The organism is Enterococcus sp. LJL98 (assembly GCF_054871745.1).
Map to the genome: position 1 here is coordinate 479,791 of NZ_JBTXLU010000001.1, position 20,772 is coordinate 500,562.

The 20,772-nt window shown below is 39.6% G+C and carries 13 protein-coding genes and 1 tRNA gene; all 14 read right to left on the minus strand.

Going from position 1 to position 20,772, the window contains the following annotated elements; genetic code table 11:
- Positions 1 to 43 precede the first annotated feature (43 nt).
- The 14 genes from ACYSNO_RS02235 to parC all read right to left on the minus strand — a co-directional run bounded on the left by ACYSNO_RS02235 (position 44) and on the right by parC (position 20,766).
- Positions 44 to 1,261: a pyridoxal phosphate-dependent aminotransferase gene (locus tag ACYSNO_RS02235; protein ID WP_461729430.1), complete on the minus strand. Its 1,218-nt coding sequence runs from the start codon at positions 1,259 to 1,261 to the stop codon at positions 44 to 46.
- A 228-nt stretch (positions 1,262 to 1,489) separates the two neighbouring features.
- Positions 1,490 to 1,571, minus strand: a tRNA-Leu gene (locus ACYSNO_RS02240).
- Positions 1,572 to 1,797: 226 nt separating this feature from the next.
- A complete protein-coding gene (locus ACYSNO_RS02245) occupies positions 1,798 to 2,529 on the minus strand; it encodes a hypothetical protein (RefSeq protein ID WP_461729431.1) in 732 nt (243 codons plus the stop codon).
- Positions 2,530 to 2,620: 91 nt separating this feature from the next.
- Positions 2,621 to 4,438, minus strand: coding sequence for a glycoside hydrolase family 13 protein (locus ACYSNO_RS02250; protein ID WP_461729432.1), 1,818 nt, complete (start codon positions 4,436 to 4,438; stop codon positions 2,621 to 2,623).
- 6 nt (positions 4,439 to 4,444) lie between these two features.
- Positions 4,445 to 6,850, minus strand: a complete 2,406-nt coding sequence (locus tag ACYSNO_RS02255) for a glycogen/starch/alpha-glucan phosphorylase (protein ID WP_461729710.1) — start codon at positions 6,848 to 6,850, stop codon at positions 4,445 to 4,447.
- Between the two features lie 87 nt (positions 6,851 to 6,937).
- Positions 6,938 to 8,365 carry a glycogen synthase GlgA gene (gene glgA / locus ACYSNO_RS02260; RefSeq protein WP_461729433.1) on the minus strand — a complete coding sequence of 476 codons (1,428 nt, stop codon included), beginning with the start codon at positions 8,363 to 8,365 and terminating at the stop codon, positions 6,938 to 6,940.
- Positions 8,366 to 9,508, minus strand: a complete 1,143-nt coding sequence (gene glgD / locus ACYSNO_RS02265; RefSeq protein ID WP_461729434.1) for a glucose-1-phosphate adenylyltransferase subunit GlgD — start codon at positions 9,506 to 9,508, stop codon at positions 8,366 to 8,368.
- The gene (locus tag ACYSNO_RS02270) at positions 9,498 to 10,640 is read right to left on the minus strand and encodes a glucose-1-phosphate adenylyltransferase (RefSeq protein ID WP_461729435.1); all 1,143 of its coding nucleotides are present in this window, start codon (positions 10,638 to 10,640) and stop codon (positions 9,498 to 9,500) included. Before ACYSNO_RS02270 ends, glgD begins: the two co-directional genes overlap by 11 nt.
- A complete protein-coding gene (gene glgB, locus ACYSNO_RS02275; protein WP_461729436.1) occupies positions 10,630 to 12,582 on the minus strand; it encodes a 1,4-alpha-glucan branching protein GlgB in 1,953 nt (650 codons plus the stop codon). Before glgB ends, ACYSNO_RS02270 begins: the two co-directional genes overlap by 11 nt.
- A gap of 364 nt (positions 12,583 to 12,946) precedes the next feature.
- The gene (locus ACYSNO_RS02280; protein ID WP_461729437.1) at positions 12,947 to 13,792 is read right to left on the minus strand and encodes a DUF1803 domain-containing protein; all 846 of its coding nucleotides are present in this window, start codon (positions 13,790 to 13,792) and stop codon (positions 12,947 to 12,949) included.
- Between the two features lie 72 nt (positions 13,793 to 13,864).
- Positions 13,865 to 14,791, minus strand: a complete 927-nt coding sequence (locus ACYSNO_RS02285) for a manganese-dependent inorganic pyrophosphatase (protein WP_461729438.1) — start codon at positions 14,789 to 14,791, stop codon at positions 13,865 to 13,867.
- Positions 14,792 to 14,914: 123 nt separating this feature from the next.
- Positions 14,915 to 15,682 (minus strand): pyruvate formate-lyase-activating protein, encoded by a 768-nt coding sequence (gene pflA / locus ACYSNO_RS02290; RefSeq protein WP_461729439.1) that lies wholly within the window; start codon positions 15,680 to 15,682, stop codon positions 14,915 to 14,917.
- Positions 15,683 to 15,748: 66 nt separating this feature from the next.
- The gene (pflB, locus tag ACYSNO_RS02295; RefSeq protein ID WP_461729440.1) at positions 15,749 to 18,031 is read right to left on the minus strand and encodes a formate C-acetyltransferase; all 2,283 of its coding nucleotides are present in this window, start codon (positions 18,029 to 18,031) and stop codon (positions 15,749 to 15,751) included.
- 278 nt (positions 18,032 to 18,309) lie between these two features.
- Complete coding sequence (gene parC, locus ACYSNO_RS02300) at positions 18,310 to 20,766, minus strand: DNA topoisomerase IV subunit A (protein WP_461729441.1); 2,457 nt, start codon at positions 20,764 to 20,766, stop codon at positions 18,310 to 18,312.
- Positions 20,767 to 20,772: the final 6 nt, after the last annotated feature.

The following is a 20,772-nucleotide window of genomic DNA, read 5'->3' on the forward strand; positions in this document are numbered from 1 at the left end:
AACACTTCTTTTTCGTCCGCTCATCGTTCATTTTTTGTTTTTTTTATTTTTGCTGATAGGTTGCTAAAAACTGTCGCATCCGATCAGCCGTCATTTTTAATTGCTCCATATTAGGTAAGTAAACAATTCGAAAATGGTCTGGCTCTTGCCAATTAAACCCGCCACCATGAACAAGCAAGACTTGATGTTCATGTAAAAAATCTAAGACGAATTTCTCATCATCAAGAATGTTAAATTTCTTTGTATCAATTTTAGGAAAGAGATAAAAAGCCGCTTTCGGTTTAACCACCGAGAGGCCAGGAATCTCATTAACCGCTTTGTAGATGAATTCTCTTTGTTCATAAATGCGACCACCGGGTAATAATAGTTCATCGACACTTTGGTAGCCTCCTAAGGCAGTCTGTACAATTTGCTGCGAAAGAACATTGGAACACAGACGCATTGAAGAAAGCATGTTTAAGCCCTCAATATAGCCTTTGATTCGTGATTTATCTCCGCTAATTGCCATCCATCCTACCCGAAATCCCGCCACACGATGCGACTTTGAAAGACCACTAAAAGTCACCACTGGCCGATCGGGTGCCAAGGCAGCTATATGTACATGTTGATGCCCGTCCATCAATAAACGGTCGTAGATTTCATCTGAAAAAATAATCAAATCAAATTCACGCGCAATCTTTACGATTTCTTCTAAAATTTCCTTCGGATAAACAGCGCCCGTCGGATTATTCGGATTGATTAAAACAATCGCCTTGGTTTTTGGGCTGATTTTCGTGCGAATGTCCTTAATATCCGGATTCCATTCACTCGCCTCATCACAAAGGTAATGAACCGCTTTTCCCCCTGCCAATGAAATCGAGGCGGTCCACAAAGGATAGTCAGGCATCGGTACTAAAATTTCATCTCCATCATTACATAAACCTTGCATGGACATCGTAATTAACTCGCTCACACCATTTCCCGTATAAATATCATGGATCGAAACATTAGGAAATTGCTTTACTTGATAATATTGTTCGACTGCCTTACGAGCAGAAAAGATGCCTTTTGAATCGGAGTACCCTTCCGATTCTCGAACATTCAAAATCAAATCTCGAACAATTTCATCTGGCGCTTCAAAACCAAAGGTCGCTGGATTTCCCGTGTTTAATTTTAAAATACTCATGCCTTCGTCTTGCATTCGTTCCGCTTCTTCTAATACAGGCCCACGGACATCGTAACTTACACCATTTAATTTTGTTGATTTTTCAAATTTTTTCATTCGTTTTCCTCTTTTCGAAAAATTTCATCTGAAACGGAACCTTTTGATTGTTTTTTACCGTGCCCTATTATACCAAAAAAGAAACAATCGCGGGGAATTTGACAAAAAAAAAGAAAACAAATGACAGGCAAAGTTTCAACTCAAAAACAAAGCAAGAGGATTGCCACTCCAATTGATTTGTTGCAAATAAAAAAACAACCTTCGCAACGGAAGATTGTTTTTTTCTTATGCGGCTTATGGGACTCGAACCCACACGAGTTTCCTCATACGCCCCTCAAGCGTACGCGTCTGCCAGTTCCGCCAAAGCCACTTCATAAATCTGGCTGCTTTCATTTCACTTCAAACGTTCATTTCTTGCAGCTGTTTTGTTGCAAATAAAATGACAACAAGTAGATACTACCGATAAATCATTCATTTGTCAACCGTCTTTTTGAATATAAGAACAAATTTCACCTAATTTTTATTCTGCTTTCGAAAAAACCAACTGAACCTTTACCGAAACAAAGTAAGGGGCAGTTGGTTTTCAATTCGACCGTTTATCGAAAATAATTCTTCTCAGTCACATCATTGGTTTCTTTGGCAATCATCCCATCGAGCGAGCGATTTAATGACATCCGCTTCTTTGATTTTTTAGGTTCTGACTCTTTGAGTAGCTCGGTTGTTGCAGGAAACTTCTTGACACTCGGTTCATCGTCTTTTCGTTCCTGATAAGGCGTCCGTTCACTGTCAAATAACAAATAACTATCCTGGGGTTTCCTCATCGAATCGAGTAACTCGGCTTCAGAAATCGTTGATTGTGTTTCATCTGGGATAATCGAAGCCGGTATATATTTGGGTACAAAATACGATCGGCCTGAGTATGCCCGTTTCACCGAAGGGACAACCTCGGATTTTTTTTCTTTCACTAAATAAGATGCTTGGCTAACTGTCTCGCCAAAGAGTTGCTTCTTGCCTGTTTTGGTGACTTCCACTTTTGAACGTTTTGTATAGTCCGGTAGATTTGTCCGATGTCGCTTTAATTCTTCTCTTTGTTGAATGCTGTGGCCAGCTTTGTTTTGCCCCGTGCGAGTCGAGCGGCGCAATTCCTTCGTGTCTTGAATTGTTTCTTTTTTTGTATAAAACGGTGTGCCTGTCTCTTCCGTCAAAATCCATGGTTCGTGAGCAGAAAAAAGCGGTTTTTTTTGCTCTCTCTGAATTTTCACACCTGTTTCATCCGAATAAGCAGGAAAGCGAAAGTGTTTTCGCTTAATTTCATCACTATTTCTCATTTTTCTCATCCTTTTAAACCAGATTTCCTTCATAATACCATACTTTTGAAAGGAGAAAGCTGCCTAATTACAAGATTTTTTTCATTTCATATTAAGATTCAAGAAACAAATAACTATTTTCTTCAAGTGTTTGATTTTTCAAACGTTCGTTCACCTTAAACACTACTTCAGAAGGCCCCGTTAAAAAGACAAAAGCTTCCGTTATCCGCACAGGATGATTCGTCGGATTGAACAGTACGACAACGTATTGTTGCCCATTTTTTCGCAAAATACCAAATAAATCGGCTGTGTAAAACAAATGAAGTTCTCCTAAATGGAAGATGGCATGTTTTTTACGTAATCTTATCCACTTTTTAAATTGTTCTAAGATTGCCGAATCTCCCTCTTCCCAAGGATGGAATTTACGATTCCCTGGATCTTTTCCCCCCGTCACTCCGACTTCATCTCCATAATAAATACAAGGAACACCAACAAACGAAAAGAGCAGACCGAGCGCTAAATCAAGTTTTTTAGGTTGTTTCTCTAAAATAGTAAAAATACGTTCTGTATCATGTGTACCAATATTATTCAGATTGTTAAAAAAGACGTCTGGTGGATAGTTTTCATACAAACGCATCAATCGTTTAGCGACTTGTTCCGTCGTTTGCTTGCCTGTTAACAAGGCGATGATACCATTGCGCAAAGGATAATTCATGACTCCGTGTAGTTGATCGCCTAAAATATAATCTCTTCTTTCTTGATAGGATATTTTATTTGAGGCATCTTCCCAGACTTCTCCAATTAAGATTTTGTCCTTGAAAGTATCAAGGTTTTGCCGAATCCCTTGAATAAAAGTGGCCGGCAACTCATCTGCTACATCTAAACGCCAACCATCGACTCCTTGTTGATTCCATTTGGTTAAAACACTCGCCTCTCTCCCATAAATAAAAGCTTGGTAAGAAGGGTTGGTCTTATCAACTGTCGGCAAGTCCGCAATCCCCCACCATGATTGATATGTCTCAGGATAATGAATAAATTGAAACCATGAATAATATGGACTATGAATACTTTGGTAGGCTCCCACATTCGATCCATAACGACCGTCACGATTAAAATAGCGACTAGTTTGACCGACGTGACTAAAAACACCGTCTAAAATGATTCGCATATCATTCGCATGGAGCGCTTCAACTAAGGCTTGAAAATCCGCTTCCGTACCTAAAACAGGATCAATCGTTAAAAAATCGGCTGTATCATAGCGATGGTTGCTTGCCGCTTCAAAAATGGGATTTAAATAGATTCCTGTAATTCCCAACTCTTTTAAATAGGGGATTTTTTTTATGATTCCTCGAAGATTGCCGCCAAAAAAATCCCAGCGTAAGATATCACCTTGCTCATTTTTGATGTAAAGTGGATCGTCTTGCGTCGTTCCATAAAGAAATGAATTTCGTTTAGGGTGGTTAACAAAACCATTGGGATTGCCATTATAAAATCGATCGGGGAAGATTTGATAAAAAATTCCTGCTCGATACCAATCAGGTACTTCTTCTTTTTGTGAAAAACACGTTAGTTGAAAATCCCAAGTCTCCTCTGAAGTTTCCATGATTCGACCTTCGCCCCCTTCTGGACTTGCTCCATAATAAAGGGTTGTGTTTTGTCCGTCCTTTTGGAAAGTGACTTCAAAATGATAAAAATAAAGACCTTTTCCTTGATTTAAAAAATACTCATACGTGTAAAGATTGGGCGCAACTTGCTCCATTTTTACGCGCTGGGTCATGGAAAAATCTTTATGAATCACTAGGGTCACTTCTTGAGTTGCCTCCAGCCAGACTTCTAATGATAAAGTGACCAAGCTGTTGACTTGGACTGCCCCAAAAGGAGATTTAGACTTTGGTTCCCAAGGATTAAAATACAGCCATTTCAGCGCCATCACCTTCTATCTTTTTTTATGCGCAAAGACAGGTTCAATTTGCCAAATATCTTCTGCATATTGTCGTACCGTATCATCAGCAGAGAAAGTTCCTGCTTGCGCGATATTAATCAAACTTTTCTCTTGCCATTTTTCGCTGTTTTGATAATCTTGGTTGACTTGTTCTTGTGCGACACAATAACTTGCAAAATCACGTAATAAGAAATATTCATCATTGTGAAGTAACAAAGAATCAAAAATTTCACGGCCTTCTCTTTGAATGTTTGGAATGGTACCATCAACGAAGGCATTGACAATCCGCTGTAACATGGGGTCCGCATCGTATAGCGCCTGAGATGAATAGTTTTGCTTCTCATAGTATGCATAGACCTCTTCTTCAGTCAAACCAAAAATATAGATATTCTCGCCTCCAACCGCATCACGAATCTCAATATTCGCACCATCTAAGGTCGCAATCGTCAAAGCACCGTTTAGCATCATTTTCATATTCCCAGTGCCCGAGGCTTCTTTTGAGGCGAGAGAAATTTGTTCGCTCACATCTGCGGCTGGAATAATCCGTTCTGCAAGCGAAACATTATAGTTCGGTAAAAAAACGACTTTTAATTTTTCGCTCAAGTCCGCGTCATGATTTATGAGGTTAGCGACTTCATTGATCGCTTTGATAATCGATTTCGCATAGCCATAACTCGGTGCCGCCTTTGCACCGAAAATAAAGACGCGCGGATGGAGATTGGCTTGCGGATTGTCTTTTAACTCAAAATACAATTTTAAAATATGGAGCAAATGAAGCAACTGACGTTTATAAGCATGCAGTCGTTTGATTTGCACGTCAAACATCGCATCGGGCGACACAACAATGCCCGTTGTTTCTTCAATAAAACGAGCCAATTCTTTTTTCTTTTCTTTTTTAGCGAAAGCTAATTTCTTTAAAACAGCCGAATCTTGACGATAATTCATTAATAATTTTAAGTCTGTTGGGTCGTGACGCCACGACCGTCCAATCGTTTCATCCAAGACATGACTTAGTGGTTCATTCGCTAGTTGTAGCCAGCGTCTTTGGGCAATTCCGTTGGTTTTATTATTAAAACGTTCTGGATAAATCAAATAAAAATCATGAAGCACAACGGCTTTCAATAAGTCAGAATGTAACTTGGCGACGCCATTTGTGCTATGGCTTCCAATAATCGCCAAATGAGCCATATGAATGTTTTCTCCTTGAATGATTCGAGTCCGCTGAATCAAATCTGATTCATGGATACCTGTCATTTCTAACACATACCGGCGATCAATTTCCTGTATGATCTGATACATGCGTGGTAACACTCGTTTCATTAAGTAGGTTGGCCACTTCTCAAGCGCTTCAGCTAAAATGGTATGATTTGTATAACTCATCACTTTGCAAGTAATGTCCCAGGCCTGTTCCCAACTCACCTCATGCTCATCCATTAAAATCCGCATCAATTCAGGGACGCATAAGGCAGGATGTGTGTCGTTGATGTGAATCGCTACTTTCTCACTTAAAGCGCTCCAAGGAAGATTGAGCTTCAAATAATAACGAATGATGCTTTGAACCCCCGCGGAAACAAAAAAATACTCTTGCGCTAAACGAACCAGTCGACCACGTTCATTGGAGTCATCCGGATATAAGACGGCCGTTAAATCTTCAAAGGCTCTGCGCTCCTCGATGCTTCGATACTTCCACTCTTCAGAAACAGGAATTTCAACGGACCAAAGACGCATCGTGTTGACAATTTGATTTTCAAAACCAATCATCCCAGTATCATAGGGCACCGCCTTTAAGACGGTTTCATTTTCAGAAACAACTCCTAATTTCCCATTCTCTTTTTCTTTTAAATACACATTGCCACCAAAGTGCACATTGACTGCTTTGCTTTCGCGACGTATCTCCCAGACATTGCCATTACTCAACCATTCATCGGGTAATTCCACCTGATAGCCATCTACAAATTGTTGTTTAAATAAACCATAATCATAACGAATGCCATTGCCATTGCCTGGCAGTTGACACGAAGCAATCGCATCCATAAAGCAAGAAGCTAGTCGACCCAGTCCGCCATTTCCAAGCGCCATGTCTTTTTCGACCGCGGCCAAATCTTCTAGGTCAATGTTGTAATCTGCTAGACCCTCGCGGACGATTTCTAACAGACCAAGATTCAACAAATTACTTTTTAGTAGTTTTCCAGGTAAGAATTCGATGGAAAAATAATAGACCTGCTTTTGTTCCTCTGTTAAGTAATCTTTCCAAGTCTTTTGCCAATATTGATTGTAAAGGCTTTTTACGGTGACTCCCAAGCTATAAAACAGTTCTTGATCTTTTGCATCTTCTAATTCAATCGCGTAAGTTTCGCGAATCGTTCTTTTTAATTCATCCATCAGTTGTTTTTTGGTAATCATTGATGTCCTCCCTCATTTCCTCGCCTAATCAAAAACAGACTAAAACAAGCGATTGTTGTTCCAGTCTGTTTTTCTCGTCTTTTTTTACAATTGCGCGTACAAATCAAGATAGGCTTGACAAGCAGTTGTCCAACTAAAATCTTTAGCCATTGCCCGTCGTTGTACTTTTCGCCAAGTATCGGGAGACGCTTCGTAAAGTTGAATGGCTTGTTTGATGGTTTGCATTAATTGAAAGCCAGTAAATTCAACAAAACCAAAGCCTGTCCCTTCTCCTGTTACGGGATTAAAAGGCTCGACAGTATCTCTTAAGCCCCCTATTTCGTGCACGACCGGCAGCGTGCCATAACGCATGGCAATCATTTGCGATAACCCACACGGCTCAAAAGCAGAAGGCATTAAAAAGAGATCTGACCCTGCATAAATTTTTTGAGCAAGCTGCACATCAAAATCGATTGAAACTGCACATTTTTCTGGATATTTTTGTGACAAATAAGCAAATCCCGCTTCAAAATTTGGATCACCTGTTCCAAGTAGCACAAACTGAATATTAAATTGTAAAAGGTTTTCAAGTTCTTCTAACAATAAATGAAAACCTTTTTGATAAGTCAAACGACTCACGACTGAAATCACAGGCACGTCACTTTGTTGCGAAAGCCCCATTAAACGTTGCAACTCTTTTTTATTCTCGGCCTTTCCTGTAAGGTCATCGATAGAATAAGCAGCAACTAAGGCGGGATCGTTCAGCGGGTCATTCCTTTCATAATCAATCCCATTTAAGATCCCAGATAATTTCCCACTTTCCATCTGCAAGACACCTTCTAATCCGTTCCCAAAGGCGGTTGTTTTAATTTCTTCTGCATATGAAGGACTGACCGCATTCACATGATTGGCGTAAAGAATACCTGTTTTCAAAAAGTTCAAAGCACCGTGCCAACGCAGTGTCCCATCATCAAAACGCTCTTGTCCCATCCCGAATAAATCGGATAAGACTTCGGGGCCGTATTGACCTTGGAACTCAATATTATGAATAGTTAAGACCGTTCGAATCGATTGAAAAGCTTGGATCCAATGATATTTTTCTTTGAGTAAGAAAGGAATCATCGCCGTATGATAGTCATTTACATGGATGATATCAGGGATAAAGGCAATTTTTTCCATCATCTCAATCACTGCTTGTTGAAAAAAGGCAAACCGTTCGCCGTCATCATAATCCCCATATAAATTTTCGCGATCAAAATAATATAAATTGTCAAGAAAATAATACGTCACGCCTTCTTGCTCTAAACGCTTTACTCCACAATATTGTTGCCGCCAACCAACAGAAACAGTAAAAGACAAGACGTCCTCACACTGGCGCTTATAGTGGTCGGCCATTTTTGTAAAATAAGGAAGGACAACAAGGGTCTCTATCCCTTTTTTAGCGAGTGCTTTTGGCAAAGCACCTGCAACGTCCCCGAGTCCGCCAGTTTTAAAAAAAGGAGCACATTCAAAAGCAGTAAAAAGTAGCTTCATTTATTTCCCTCCAATCCTATCTGCCACAACGTGTGTTCCCTTGGCTACGACGACTGGATTTTCAGCAGTCCCCTCAATTCGAATGCCCGGATCCACAATGACATTCTTATCCAAGATGGCATAGCGGATAACCGCTCCCGAATGAATCGTATTGTTCGCAAACACGAGCGAATGAGCGACTTCGGCATTTTCATAAATATGGGTGCCACGACTAATCAATGATTTTTCCACTTGTCCTTCAATGGTGCATCCTGTTGCAAATTGACTCTCTGTGACCACCGAACTTTCAGTGTAATAGGTTGGCACTTCATCTTTCATCTTAGTGTAAACTTTTTGACTGGAATACATTAATGAATTAAATTTTTTCACGTCAAGCATGTCCATATTGGCTTCATAATACGATTTCACATCATAAATATTATTTAAATAACCGGTGTATTCGTAAGCGATGGTATTTTCGCCAATACTATCACGCAGTAAACTCTCAATACTACCAACAATTCCAGCTGCCTGGCGTTTCCTCAGCAGATCAATTAATAAGTCTGTTTTAATAATATAAGTATCGATACACAAGTTGACTAACTCTTCCGGTTCTACCGTACTCACGGAAGCTTTTTCCACGACAATGTTGTTATCATCAAGTTTTAAGAGGATATCAGATGAGTGCAGCTTTTCCTTTGGTGCACGTTTATAGACCACGGTTAAATCGGCTTCGCGTGCCTGATGGATTTGTTGCAAGGCGCGAAGATCGATGTTACATAGGAACTTTGAACCCATAAAAACAGCATAGCGCGATTTTGATTTTTTCAAATAATCAATCACTAGTTCATAGTAGCTTCGATTATTATCCGAACGTCGAATATAATCTTGATAAATATGGATGAAAAAGCGATTTTGCACACCATCCAAGTTCCATTCTTTTCCCCCACCTAGGTGATCAAAAACGGATTGGGTCTCCCCTTCATTAAACACCATAAATAAGGACTTGATATTGGCGTTTGCCACATTTGATAAATTGAAATCAATCAAACGATACTTACAATCAAAGGGCAAGGTGGCAAGTGGACGTCCTTCAGTCAAAGGCAACAATTCATCATAACGATGGATATTGCCAATCAGGGCACACATTCTATTAGTCTTCATCAATCGTCACTCCAATCACTTCAGAATAGCCGACTACGGCAATCTCCTCTGTCCCATCAAGTACTGCATGGTCACCAATAATTGCATTTTCTCCAACAATGACCCGATTCAATACGACATTTTTCCCGATTGTTGCCCCAGACATGATGACACTATCGGTTATTTTTGCACCTTCTTTTACTTGTACATCGTCCGATAAAATACTATGGTTGATTTCACCTGCAACGTAACAACCATCCGCAATTAGCGACCGCTTCACCGAGCCAGATGCGGCAATAAAATGAGGAGGAGAAATGTTGTTACGTGAATAAATCCGCCAGTCTTTATCGCGAATATCTAAAGACATTTCAGGATTTAAAAACTCCATATTCGCTTCCCACAAGGAATCGATGGTCCCTACGTCCTTCCAGTAACCATCAAAACGATACGCCATCACATTTTCACCGCTTGCCAGATAGGCCGGGATGACATGCTTGCCAAAGTCATTCATCGTGCTATCTTTGGCATAGTTGGTGGTTAAAACACTTCGGAGGCGTCCCCAATTAAAAATATAAATCCCCATAGAGGCTAAGTTATTTTTAGGATTTTCTGGTTTCTCTTCAAACTCAATGATTCGATTGTTTTCATCTGTATTCATAATACCAAACCGAGAGGCTTCTTTCAGGGGCACTTCTAGCACTGCAACGGATAAAGAGGCATGGTTTTTCTTATGCTCCGTTAGCATGGCTTCATAGTCCATCTTATAAATGTGATCCCCGGATAACACTAAAACATACTGCGGATTCAATTGATCGATGTAATCGATATTTTGATAAATTGCATGTGCCGTCCCTTCAAACCACTTGCTTCCTTCCGAACTTGAGTAGGGTTGTAAGATTGTCACGCCTGAATTAATACCATTTAAGCCCCAGTTTGCACCATTTCCAATGTGCGTATTGAGTGCTAGCGGTTGGTATTGAGTCACGACTCCCACATTGTTAATTCCTGAATTGGCACAATTACTTAAGGTGAAATCAATAATCCGATACCTTCCACCAAAAGGGACAGCGGGTTTCGCGATATTTTTTGTCAATTTTCCAAGGCGCGTTCCTTGTCCACCAGCTAAAATCATCGCAATCATTTCATTTTTCATCTCTTCGGTGAATCAAATCCACCTTCCCTCCTTTTTTCTTTTTCTTATCTACGACTTTTCTAGTGTTGATATGAACCGGTCGCAAATATAAAACACCAAATGCCGGGACGCTAGTTTTTAACTGATGGTTAAAATGCTTGAAATCTTTTTCAACCGACTGTCGATTCGGATTTTTTTCCTGCCAAGCACCACCATACTGTTCCATTTCCGTGTTAAAAACTTCTTCGTACTCTCCTGGATAGGGGACGCCAATTGCAAAATCATCCCGTTCAATGGGCGCAACGTTCACCACAATAATCAAGAAATCCTTTTTTCGTCGTCCATGTCGAATAAAAGTTAACACCGATTCTGATTGATTATCGGCATCAATCCACTCAATCGTTGCTTCTTCATCGTCCAACTCCCATAAGGCACGCGCGTTTTTGTAAAAATCATTCAATTGTCTAGTGTAAACCAACATTTTCGCATTAAGCGCATCTGTCAAGTCCCCCCACTCGAGTCCATGGTCAAATTTCCATTCCAAGAATTGGCCCCATTCACTTCCCATAAACAGCAGCTTCTTTCCTGGGTGAGCATACATAAACGCATATAAATTTCGCAATTGGGCAAATTGTTGCGTTCGATTTCCCCACATCTTATGCATCAAGCTTTTTTTCCCATGGACCACTTCATCATGTGACAAAGCCAATAAATAATTCTCATTAAATAAGTACATAAAGGAAAAAGTGATTAAATGAAAATGCTCGCCACGATAAAGAGGGTCCATTTCGTAAAAGCGTAAAACATCATTCATCCAACCCATATTCCATTTATAGTCAAAACCTAAGGCGCCTGTTTCAAGTAAGCCCGTAATTTTTGTCTGAGAAGTACTTTCCTCCGCCATTAAAATAACTTCCGGATGGGCAAGCTTAAGCACGGCATTTAACTTTTGTAAAAAATAATAGCCTTCAAAGTTTCGATTTCCTCCTTCATGATTCGGCGTCCAAGGACCCTCATCATAATCAAGGTAAAGCATACTTGAGACCGCATCTACTCGAATGCCATCAATATGAAACATCTCAATCCAAAATAAAGCGCTTGAAAGCAAAAAACTTTGGACTTGTGGTTTCCCAAGGTCAAAGCAAATCGTCCCCCAACGATTATTTTTCGCCCGAACTGGATCGGCATATTCAAATGTGGGTGTCCCATCATAATACGGTAGCGTGTCTTCATTCGCACAATAGTGCCCAGGAACCCAATCAATAAACACACCAATATTGGCTAAATGACAAGCTTCAACAAAGTTTTGAAACTCTTCTGGTTTGCCATAATAAGAAGATAAGGCAAAGAAGCCGGTTAATTGATAACCCCAAGAAGCATCTAATGGGTGTTCCATTAATGGCATGAATTCGATATGCGTGTAGTTCATTTTTTTGACGTAAGGAATTAGGGTTTCTGTCAATTCTTTAAAGGTGTAGGGCCGATTTTCACTATGATGTTTCCATGAACTTGCGTGAACTTCATAAATATTCATTGGTCGTTTAAAGTGATTCGAACATTTTTGACGACCTCGCCACAAACCATCCGCCCACTTTTTTTCAGGGATGGTATAAATAACCGCTGCATTCCCAGGACGTTGCTCAAATCGAATCGCAAAAGGATCAATTTTCATGATTTCTTTTCCGTCTGCTTGTCGAACCTTAAATTTATAGAGTTGTCCTTCTTTAGGTAGCCCACTCGCAATTTCCCAGATGCCTGATTCTTCCCGTTTTGTCATGGGCAACGAATCGTCCCATTCATTAAAATCACCAACTAGCCACACTTGTTGCGCTTGTGGCGCCCAAACACGAAATAAATACTGTCCTGCTTGTTGGTGAACACCAAGAAAATGTTGCGCATAGAAATTTTCCCCCGTTAAAAACCTTGCCTCTGCTTCCAAAACACTCTTTAATTCATTCTCCATAACAACCTCCTTGTCTCCCTCTTTAAAAAGTTTGTACAATTAGTAATTACTAATTATATTGTATCATATTTTTAATCTTTAGATATGGATTTTTATCATTCATTCTACTTATTTCCAAAATATAGAATAACAAAAGAAGCAAAAGTCGGAAGCAAACAGACTCGAAACTGTCACAAAACACGTCTATTTCAGCGGTTTTTGACTGTTATTTTTAAATAACAATCATCTTTAAATTCTACCGAGGTTTTTTCCGCCTACTGAAACATTTTCCAACAAGAAGAATCGAGATGGTAATTGTTATCGTTTACATTAATTTAAAATGATAAAAAGAACACTCATTCCCTCTGGAAATAAGTGCTCCTGCTCATTCTTCATTTATAAATAAGAGTGTACTCACTTTTATCTGCCACTCTTGCATTAATTCGCCTAGTAACTCCCTTTGTTCAAAAAGCGAAAGTTTCTTATAGGATTCCATGATTGCATAATCTAACTCTGATTGCTCTTTTTTTGCCATCGAATAGATCGGAACTTCTAGCACCCAACGATCCGTTTGCGTAATGATACCAAATTCTTTCAACGATTGAAGAAAGATATTCTCTCGGATCCGTCTTCGTTGCCCCTGGATTTTTTCTAATAACGCCCAGACTTGATCGAGGTAATAGTCGGGATCAACATCTCCGATTAATGCTTCTATTGAGGAAAAAATCAATCGTTCGTCTTCACACTGCGTTCGATTAAAGTAACGAGGCAAACAAAATTCATGAGGGTGGGTCGAAAAAGTGACAACCTCCAATAAATCATTGCTCGCTTTCTCACAAAAACAAAAAGGAAGGTCTTCACTTAAAATAAAAGGAAGGGGCAATGTTTGTTGCGGATAAAGGGCTGATAGGAGCAACAAGCGCTTCGCTTCCGTTTGGTTTCGAGCGAATGCTTGTAATTCTTGTTTCACTGATTCGAAATAAGGACTCTTTTCTTTTTCAGTCAGATCAGGCAACTTCAGAAAATAGCGACGCGCTTCTCGAGAAATGATGCCCATTTTTACTAAATAATCGATTTTTCTTTCGATTTTTACGTCATTGATTCGCGTTTTCAACTCTCTTAATGTTAATGTTGGCTCTTGTTCGAATGCCGCACTCAGGGCACTGAAGAACGGACTTTGAAGCATCTTTGTTAGCGGTTGATTTCCACCTTCATAAATAATTTTTTTCATACAACCTCCAAAAAAAGGCTCGTTGCTACCAACGATTTGGATCGTCCTTATAGCAACAAGCCAAATTTATAGCTAGTTAAAACTTTCAGTTAATTGTGGCACTACTTGTTTTTTACGAGAAACAACTCCTGGTAAAAAGGCACGACGATTAATCAATTTGACAGCAAACGCCTGTTCCACATTTTCAACTGGTTCTCCCACAACAAGCAATTCTGAATCACTCGCTAGAATATCTGTTGCTACCAATAAAAATAAATCGTAAGCTTCCGTTTCATTCAACTGCGTCATGACAGCTTCCAATTCTGCTTGGCGCTCAAAAATTTCGTTTAAATCTACCGTATTCACTTGGGCGACACGTACGGTTTTCCCACCCATGGTAAAACTCTTCGCATCCAAGTCTACCAAAACTTCTGCGGATTTATCACTTAAATTGGTTCCCGCTTTCAACATTGCTAAGCCGTATGTTTCTAAATCCACATCTGCGATTGTTGCTAGTTCTTTCGCAGCAGCAACATCTTCTGGCGTACAAGTTGGCGATTTAAAGAGCAAAGTGTCCGAAATAATCGCAGACAACATCATCCCAGCAATCGCTTGTGGCACATCAATTTGCGCTTCTTTATATAACTTCAAAACAATTGTGCTAGTACAACCAACTGGTTCTGCACGATAATATAATGGATTCGCCGTCTCGAAATTCGAAATTCGATGATGATCAACAACAGCCAATACATTTAATTCTGCGATGTCTGCAATACTTTGTTGAAACTCATTGTGGTCAACAAGCATGACATCGGTTGTTTCCTCTTTCGCAGACTCGACCACACGAGGGGCTGTTAATTTGAAATAATCAAGGGCATATTGTGTTTCTTCATTCGGCAAACCTAAAGCAACTGCTTCCGCTTCTTTTCCTAAAGCACTTTGCAAACTAGCAAAGGCCATTGCCGCTCCAATAGCATCGGTATCCGGATTTTGGTGTCCAAAGACTAAGATTTTTGACATGATTTTCGCTCCATTCTTTCCAATTCAATCATTATCATAGCAAATTCTTGTGAAAATTACCATGTTTATCTCATAAGAAAAAGAAGAGTGAGAAATCGTCTTTTCACTCTTCTTTTTTGGAGATCATCGAGTTAAATAACCTGTATAATGATCGACATTCAATAATTTTTTCGCATTTTCAACTCGCGGGTTCGTTGGCGGCTCAATTCCTTCAAGCGGGTACTTCAAGCCTAGTTCCGCCCATTTATAACGTCCCATCGTATGATAAGGTAGTACTTCCACTTTGTCGACGTTATTTAATGTTTTGATAAATGCGTCTAGACGAATCAAATACTCATCATAATCCGTTTTGGTCGGAACCAAAACGTGACGAATCCAAACCGGTTGGTTGATTTCAGATAAATATTTTGCCATTTCTAAAATGTTTTCATTCGTCTGTGTCGTTAGTTCCCGATGCCCATCGTTATCAATGTGTTTAATGTCAAATAAAAATAAATCGGTATAAGACATCAATTCGGTAAACTGAGAAAAGAATGGTTCCTCTCTTGTAAACGGTTTTCCGCAAGTGTCAATCGTCGTATGAATCCCTAAAGCCTTCGCTTTTTTAAATAAATCAATTAAAAATTCGATTTGCAATAGGGGTTCTCCACCACTTACAGTAATCCCACCGTCCGCTCCCCAATACGGACGATATTTCAATGCTTCTTCCAAGACATCATCCGCTGTTCGAATCGATGCTTTTGGATCATTTATTTTCCAAGTATCTGGATTGTGACAAAATTGGCAGCGCATGCGACAACCTTGGGTAAAAACGATAAAACGAACACCCGGTCCATCAACGGTACCAAAACTTTCTGTTGAATGAATACTCCCTGTAATCGGAGTTGCCATACGAATCCCTCTCTCTCTTTAAAAAAAGGGTGAGCAGCCAAGGCTGTCACCCTTCGTTAAATACGATTATAACTTATCGTGTGAAGTTCTTGCAATCACGTCTGCTTGTTGCTCAGCAGTTAAATCACGGAATTTCACAGCATAACCTGATACACGAATCGTTAAGTTCGGGTATTTTTCAGGGTGTTTTTGTGCATCTAGTAATAATTCATTCGTAAAGACGTTCACGTTTAAGTGGTAGCCACCGTTGTTGAAGTAACCATCCATCACGTTACGTAAGTTGTTGATTCGTGTTTCTTCGTCTTTACCTAGACCATTCGGATTAATTGTTTGCGTGTTTGAAATACCATCTAATGCATGTGCATATTCTAAACGAGCTGTTGAGTTTAAGGAAGCCAATAAACCATTTTTCTCACCTAAGTATTTCCCATCTTGGTAACTTGGGTTCGCTCCTGGAGCTAATGGCTTACCTGCACGACGTCCATCTGGTGTGTTACCAGTCGCTTTCCCATAAACTACGTTTGAAGTAATGGTTAATAGTGACGTTGTCGGACGAGAATTACGGTAAGTATGTTGACGTTTAATTTGCGTCATGAAGTAATCTAAGATCCAGTTAGCCATTGCGTCTGCTTCGGCATTATCATTACCGTAAGTCGGGAATTCATTTTGCGGAATGTAGTCAATTGCCATGCCTTCTTCGTCACGAATCACTTTGACATTCCCATGTTTAATTGCCATGACACTATCAGCAGCATGTGAGATCCCTGCGATACCTGTTGCAAAAGTACGTTGTAAATCACTATCCATTAATGCTAATTGGGCAGCTTCGTAAGCATATTTATCATGCATATAGTGAATCACATTTAATGTGTTTACATATAATTCAGCTAACCAATCCATGATTTCTTTGAAGTGTTCCATAAATTCACCGTAATCTAAGGTCTCTTCTGTCATTGGACGGAATTTAGGCGCGACTTGCATTTTTGTTTTCTCATCCACACCACCGTTGATGGCATATAAAACAGCTTTTGCAAGGTTTGCACGAGCACCGAAGAACTGCATATCTTTCCCAGTAACTGTTGCAGACACACAACATGCGATGGCACAGTCATCAGATCCCCAGTTCGCACGTAGTAAATCATCATTTTCAAATTGGATAGAAGAACTTTCTTTTGCGATTTTTGCTGAGAATGTTCTGAATCCTTCTGGTAAATGCGAAGAATATAAAACGGTTAAGTTTGGCTCTGGTGATGGTCCCATATTGGTTAATGTATGTAAAATACGGAAATCATTCTTAGTTACTAATGAGCGTCCATCTAATCCCATCCCTGCAATAGATAAGGTTGCCCAAATCGGATAACCAGAGAAGAGTTGATTGTATTCTGGCGTACGTGCAAATTTAACCATTCGTAATTTCATAATTAAGTGGTCAATTAATTCTTGTGCTTCAAATTCTGTGATTGTACCATTTTCAAGATCACGTTGAATATAAATGTCTAAAAAGGCTGAAATACGACCGATTGACATCGCCGCACCATTTTGAGCTTTGATAGCACCTAAGTAACCAAAGTATAACCATTGAACCGCTTCTTGTGCGTTGGTTGCTGGACCTGAAATATCAAAACCATAAGAAGCCGCCATTGCTTTTAAATCGTTTAATGCACGGTATTGTTCAGAGATTTCTTCACGTAAACGAATGACGTCGTCTGTCATCACTTTGTTTCCTGTGTTGTCATGATCTTTTTTCTTTTGTTCCATCAAGAAATCAATGCCGTATAAAGCCACGCGACGGTAATCACCGATAATGCGTCCACGTCCATAAGCATCAGGTAACCCCGTAATAATTTTGTTTTTACGCGCCAAACGCATTTCTGGCGTATAAGCATCAAAAACACCTTGGTTATGTGTTTTACGATATTCCGTGAAAATTTTTGTCATTTCTTCGTCGACTTCATAACCGTTTGATACCAATGCACCGTTCGCCATATTGATTCCACCAAATGGTTGGAATGCTTGTTTTAAAGGCACATCCGTTTGTAAACCAACAATTTTTTCTGCTTCTTTAATTAAATAACCAGGGCCGTGAGAAGTTAAGGTTGCAGGGATATTGTTATCCATGTCATACACACCATTTTTCTCATGTTGTACGTCAAATAGTTCCTGTAACTTCGTCCACAATTGGTCTGTACTTGGTGCGATACCTTCTAAAAAGCTATCGTCTCCACGATATTCCGTGTAGTTTGCTTGAATAAATCCTCGAGTATCAACTTCTGATTCCCAGCGTCCGCCAGTAAACCCTTCCCAAGCGGTGTTAAATTGTTCAACATTGTTTTTTACTACAGATGACATTATTTCGTCCTCCTTATTTTCTGTTCTTTAGTGTAACAGCTCTACGTGAATAGTATAACACAATTCCACTTCTTTGCAAGCCTAATCATAAAAAACAATGAACATAAAAATCGTTATCTTTCGTTATATTGTATGAAACGTTGATATATAGGTATTTATACCTTGTGATTATTTTACTCAATTTAACATTTCTGGAAAAATCAGTAGTGAACAAACGAAAAAAACAGAGACAACTGTCATGGTACAGTTGTCTCTGTTTTGATTCCAAAGTGTAACAGTTATTCGTTTGCGATTTCTGCAGAAAAAGCACGCGTCACTTGGTAAACCTTGCCGCCTTTTTTCTCATCCATCACAAAGCTGCCATTGGATGTGCGATCGGCAATCGGATAATCTTTTGTGGCAATGACTACTTGTTCACCTTTTTCATTTTGCAACGTATATTCTTGAACCTCACCATCTCCCATAAAGACGATACGGTGTGGGTGACTCTTTAATTCTCGAAGAATCATCTGTCCGCGTTGTGCACGACTTGCTTGTGGCAGTTCTTGTGCCAGCATCCGTTTTACAGCTCCTCTTTGACTAACAATCACCACTGGCTGATCTCCATCAGTATAAACCACCAATGAACCAACTACAAAGTCTGCTTCTTTAAGATTCATCGCACGTACTCCAGCTGCTCGTGGCCCTACGACTGCGACTTCTTCTAATGCATAGCGCAAACCATAAGCCCTATGCGTCGCGAGAAAGATATCCAGTGATTGATTTTGTGCGTCAACTAAATAAACGTCAATGACTTCATCGGTCTTTGTTTTCAACGTCATCCCAATTTGCGGACGCGTCTTATAGGTGCGCCATGGCGCAAATTCATTCATTTTAGTTTGTTTGATCCAACCTTCTCGACTAACGAAGACAAAGTTCTTTTCAAGCGCCATCTCTTTATAATCAAAGACGCCAATAATCGACTCTTCCGGTAAGTAGCTGGAAATAGTCTGAGACAGATGCTCGCCGAGTTCTTTCCAACGAACCTCTGTTAGCTCATGTACAGGACGGTAGATGACATTTCCTCGATTGGTAATAATTAGTAAATGTTCGAGCGTATTCAGTTGCTTTGTATAAAGCAGCTGATCTCCTTCTTTGATGCCAATTTCTTCTGGCTTCGAAGCTTGATAAGAACGTAGACTACTGCGTTTTAAATACCCTTCTTTTGTTACAGTAACAACGACTTCCTCGGGAATTACTAATACTTCGGTTTCAATTACAAGTTCTTCAATTTTCGCTTCAATTTCTGTTAAACGAGGCGTGTCATATTGTTTCTTTATTTCTCTAAGCTCTTTTTTTATCACCCGTAATAATTCAGACTCTTCGGCAATGATTTTACTTAGCGCTTCAACTTGATTCGCTAATTCTTGCGCTTCTGCTCGTAATTGTGTAATATCCGTGTTCGTTAAGCGATACAACTGTAACATCACAATGGCTTCCGACTGCTCTTCTGTAAATTGGTGTTGAAGAACTAACTGCTCTTTCGCATTCTTCTTATCTTTACTACTACGAATTGTTGCAATCACCTCATCTAAAATAGATAAAGCCTTCATTAAACCATCAACAATGTGTTGTCTTTTACGTGCTTTTTCTAAATCAAAATGCGTACGTTGTAACACTACTTCGCGGCGATGCGTAATATAGCTTTCTAAGATACGCTTTAATCCAACTTGTTTTGGATGCATATGGTCAATCGCCACCATATTAAAGTTATAGTTTACTTGAAGATCCGTATTTTTAAATAAGTAATTTAAAATTCCTTCTGCATTCGCTTCTTTTCTTAGTTCTACAACGATTTGTAACCCTGTTCGGTCACTTTCGTCACGAACTTCGCTGATGCCATCAATTTTTTTATTCATACGGATTTCATCCATTTTTTTCACTAAATTAGCCTTATTCACTTCATAAGGAATTTCATTAATGACAATCTGTTGTCGGCCACCTTTAATCGGCTCTATTTTTGTTTTCGAGCGTAGGATCACACGACCCTTCCCTGTTTCATAAGCCTTTTTAATCTCAGCTTTCCCTTGTAAAATACCACCCGTTGGAAAATCTGGTCCAGGAATGAAAGTCATTAATTTCTCCAGACTGGCATTCGGATGATCAATTAAATAAATGGTGCCATCAATCACTTCACCTAAATTATGGCTCGGAATTTCTGTTGCATACCCGGCTGAAATTCCTGTTGAACCATTCACCAATAAATTCGGGTATTGGGCAGGTAGCACGGTCGGTTCTTTTTCAGTGTCATCAAAGTTCCAGACAAAGGCAACCGTTTCTTTATCAATATCTTTTAAAAGTTCGCCACTCAGTTTCGATAATCGCGCTTCCGTATAACGCATTGCAGCAGGCGGATCTCCATCCATGCTTCCGTTATTTCCATGCATTTCAATCAATACTTCTCGTAATTTCCAGTCCTGACTCATCCGCACCATCGCATCATAGATACTGCTATCCCCATGCGGATGGTAATTCCCCATAATATTTCCGACTGACTTGGCTGATTTTCGAAATGATTTTTCAAACGTATTGCCATCTTTATGCATGGAATACAAAATTCGTCGTTGAACAGGTTTTAGCCCATCGCGAATATCAGGTAATGCCCGTTCTTGAATAATATATTTTGAATAGCGCCCAAAGCGATCACCCATCACTTCTTCTAACGTTAACTCTTGAATATTTTGTTGTTCCGTCATTCAGTG

Excerpts from the sequence above, each read along its gene's own strand:
- ACYSNO_RS02235 (WP_461729430.1), bottom strand. The coding sequence starts at position 1,261 with ATGAAAAAATTTGAAAAATCAACAAAATTAAATGGTGTAAGTTACGAT.
- ACYSNO_RS02245 (WP_461729431.1), bottom strand. The coding sequence starts at position 2,529 with ATGAGAAATAGTGATGAAATTAAGCGAAAACACTTTCGCTTTCCTGCT.
- ACYSNO_RS02250 (WP_461729432.1), bottom strand. The coding sequence starts at position 4,438 with ATGGCGCTGAAATGGCTGTATTTTAATCCTTGGGAACCAAAGTCTAAA.
- glgA (WP_461729433.1), bottom strand. The coding sequence starts at position 8,365 with ATGAAGCTACTTTTTACTGCTTTTGAATGTGCTCCTTTTTTTAAAACT.
- glgD (WP_461729434.1), bottom strand. The coding sequence starts at position 9,508 with ATGAAGACTAATAGAATGTGTGCCCTGATTGGCAATATCCATCGTTAT.
- ACYSNO_RS02270 (WP_461729435.1), bottom strand. The coding sequence starts at position 10,640 with ATGAAAAATGAAATGATTGCGATGATTTTAGCTGGTGGACAAGGAACG.
- glgB (WP_461729436.1), bottom strand. The coding sequence starts at position 12,582 with ATGGAGAATGAATTAAAGAGTGTTTTGGAAGCAGAGGCAAGGTTTTTA.
- ACYSNO_RS02280 (WP_461729437.1), bottom strand. The coding sequence starts at position 13,792 with ATGAAAAAAATTATTTATGAAGGTGGAAATCAACCGCTAACAAAGATG.
- ACYSNO_RS02285 (WP_461729438.1), bottom strand. The coding sequence starts at position 14,791 with ATGTCAAAAATCTTAGTCTTTGGACACCAAAATCCGGATACCGATGCT.
- pflA (WP_461729439.1), bottom strand. The coding sequence starts at position 15,682 with ATGGCAACTCCGATTACAGGGAGTATTCATTCAACAGAAAGTTTTGGT.
- pflB (WP_461729440.1), bottom strand. The coding sequence starts at position 18,031 with ATGTCATCTGTAGTAAAAAACAATGTTGAACAATTTAACACCGCTTGG.
- parC (WP_461729441.1), bottom strand. The coding sequence starts at position 20,766 with ATGACGGAACAACAAAATATTCAAGAGTTAACGTTAGAAGAAGTGATG.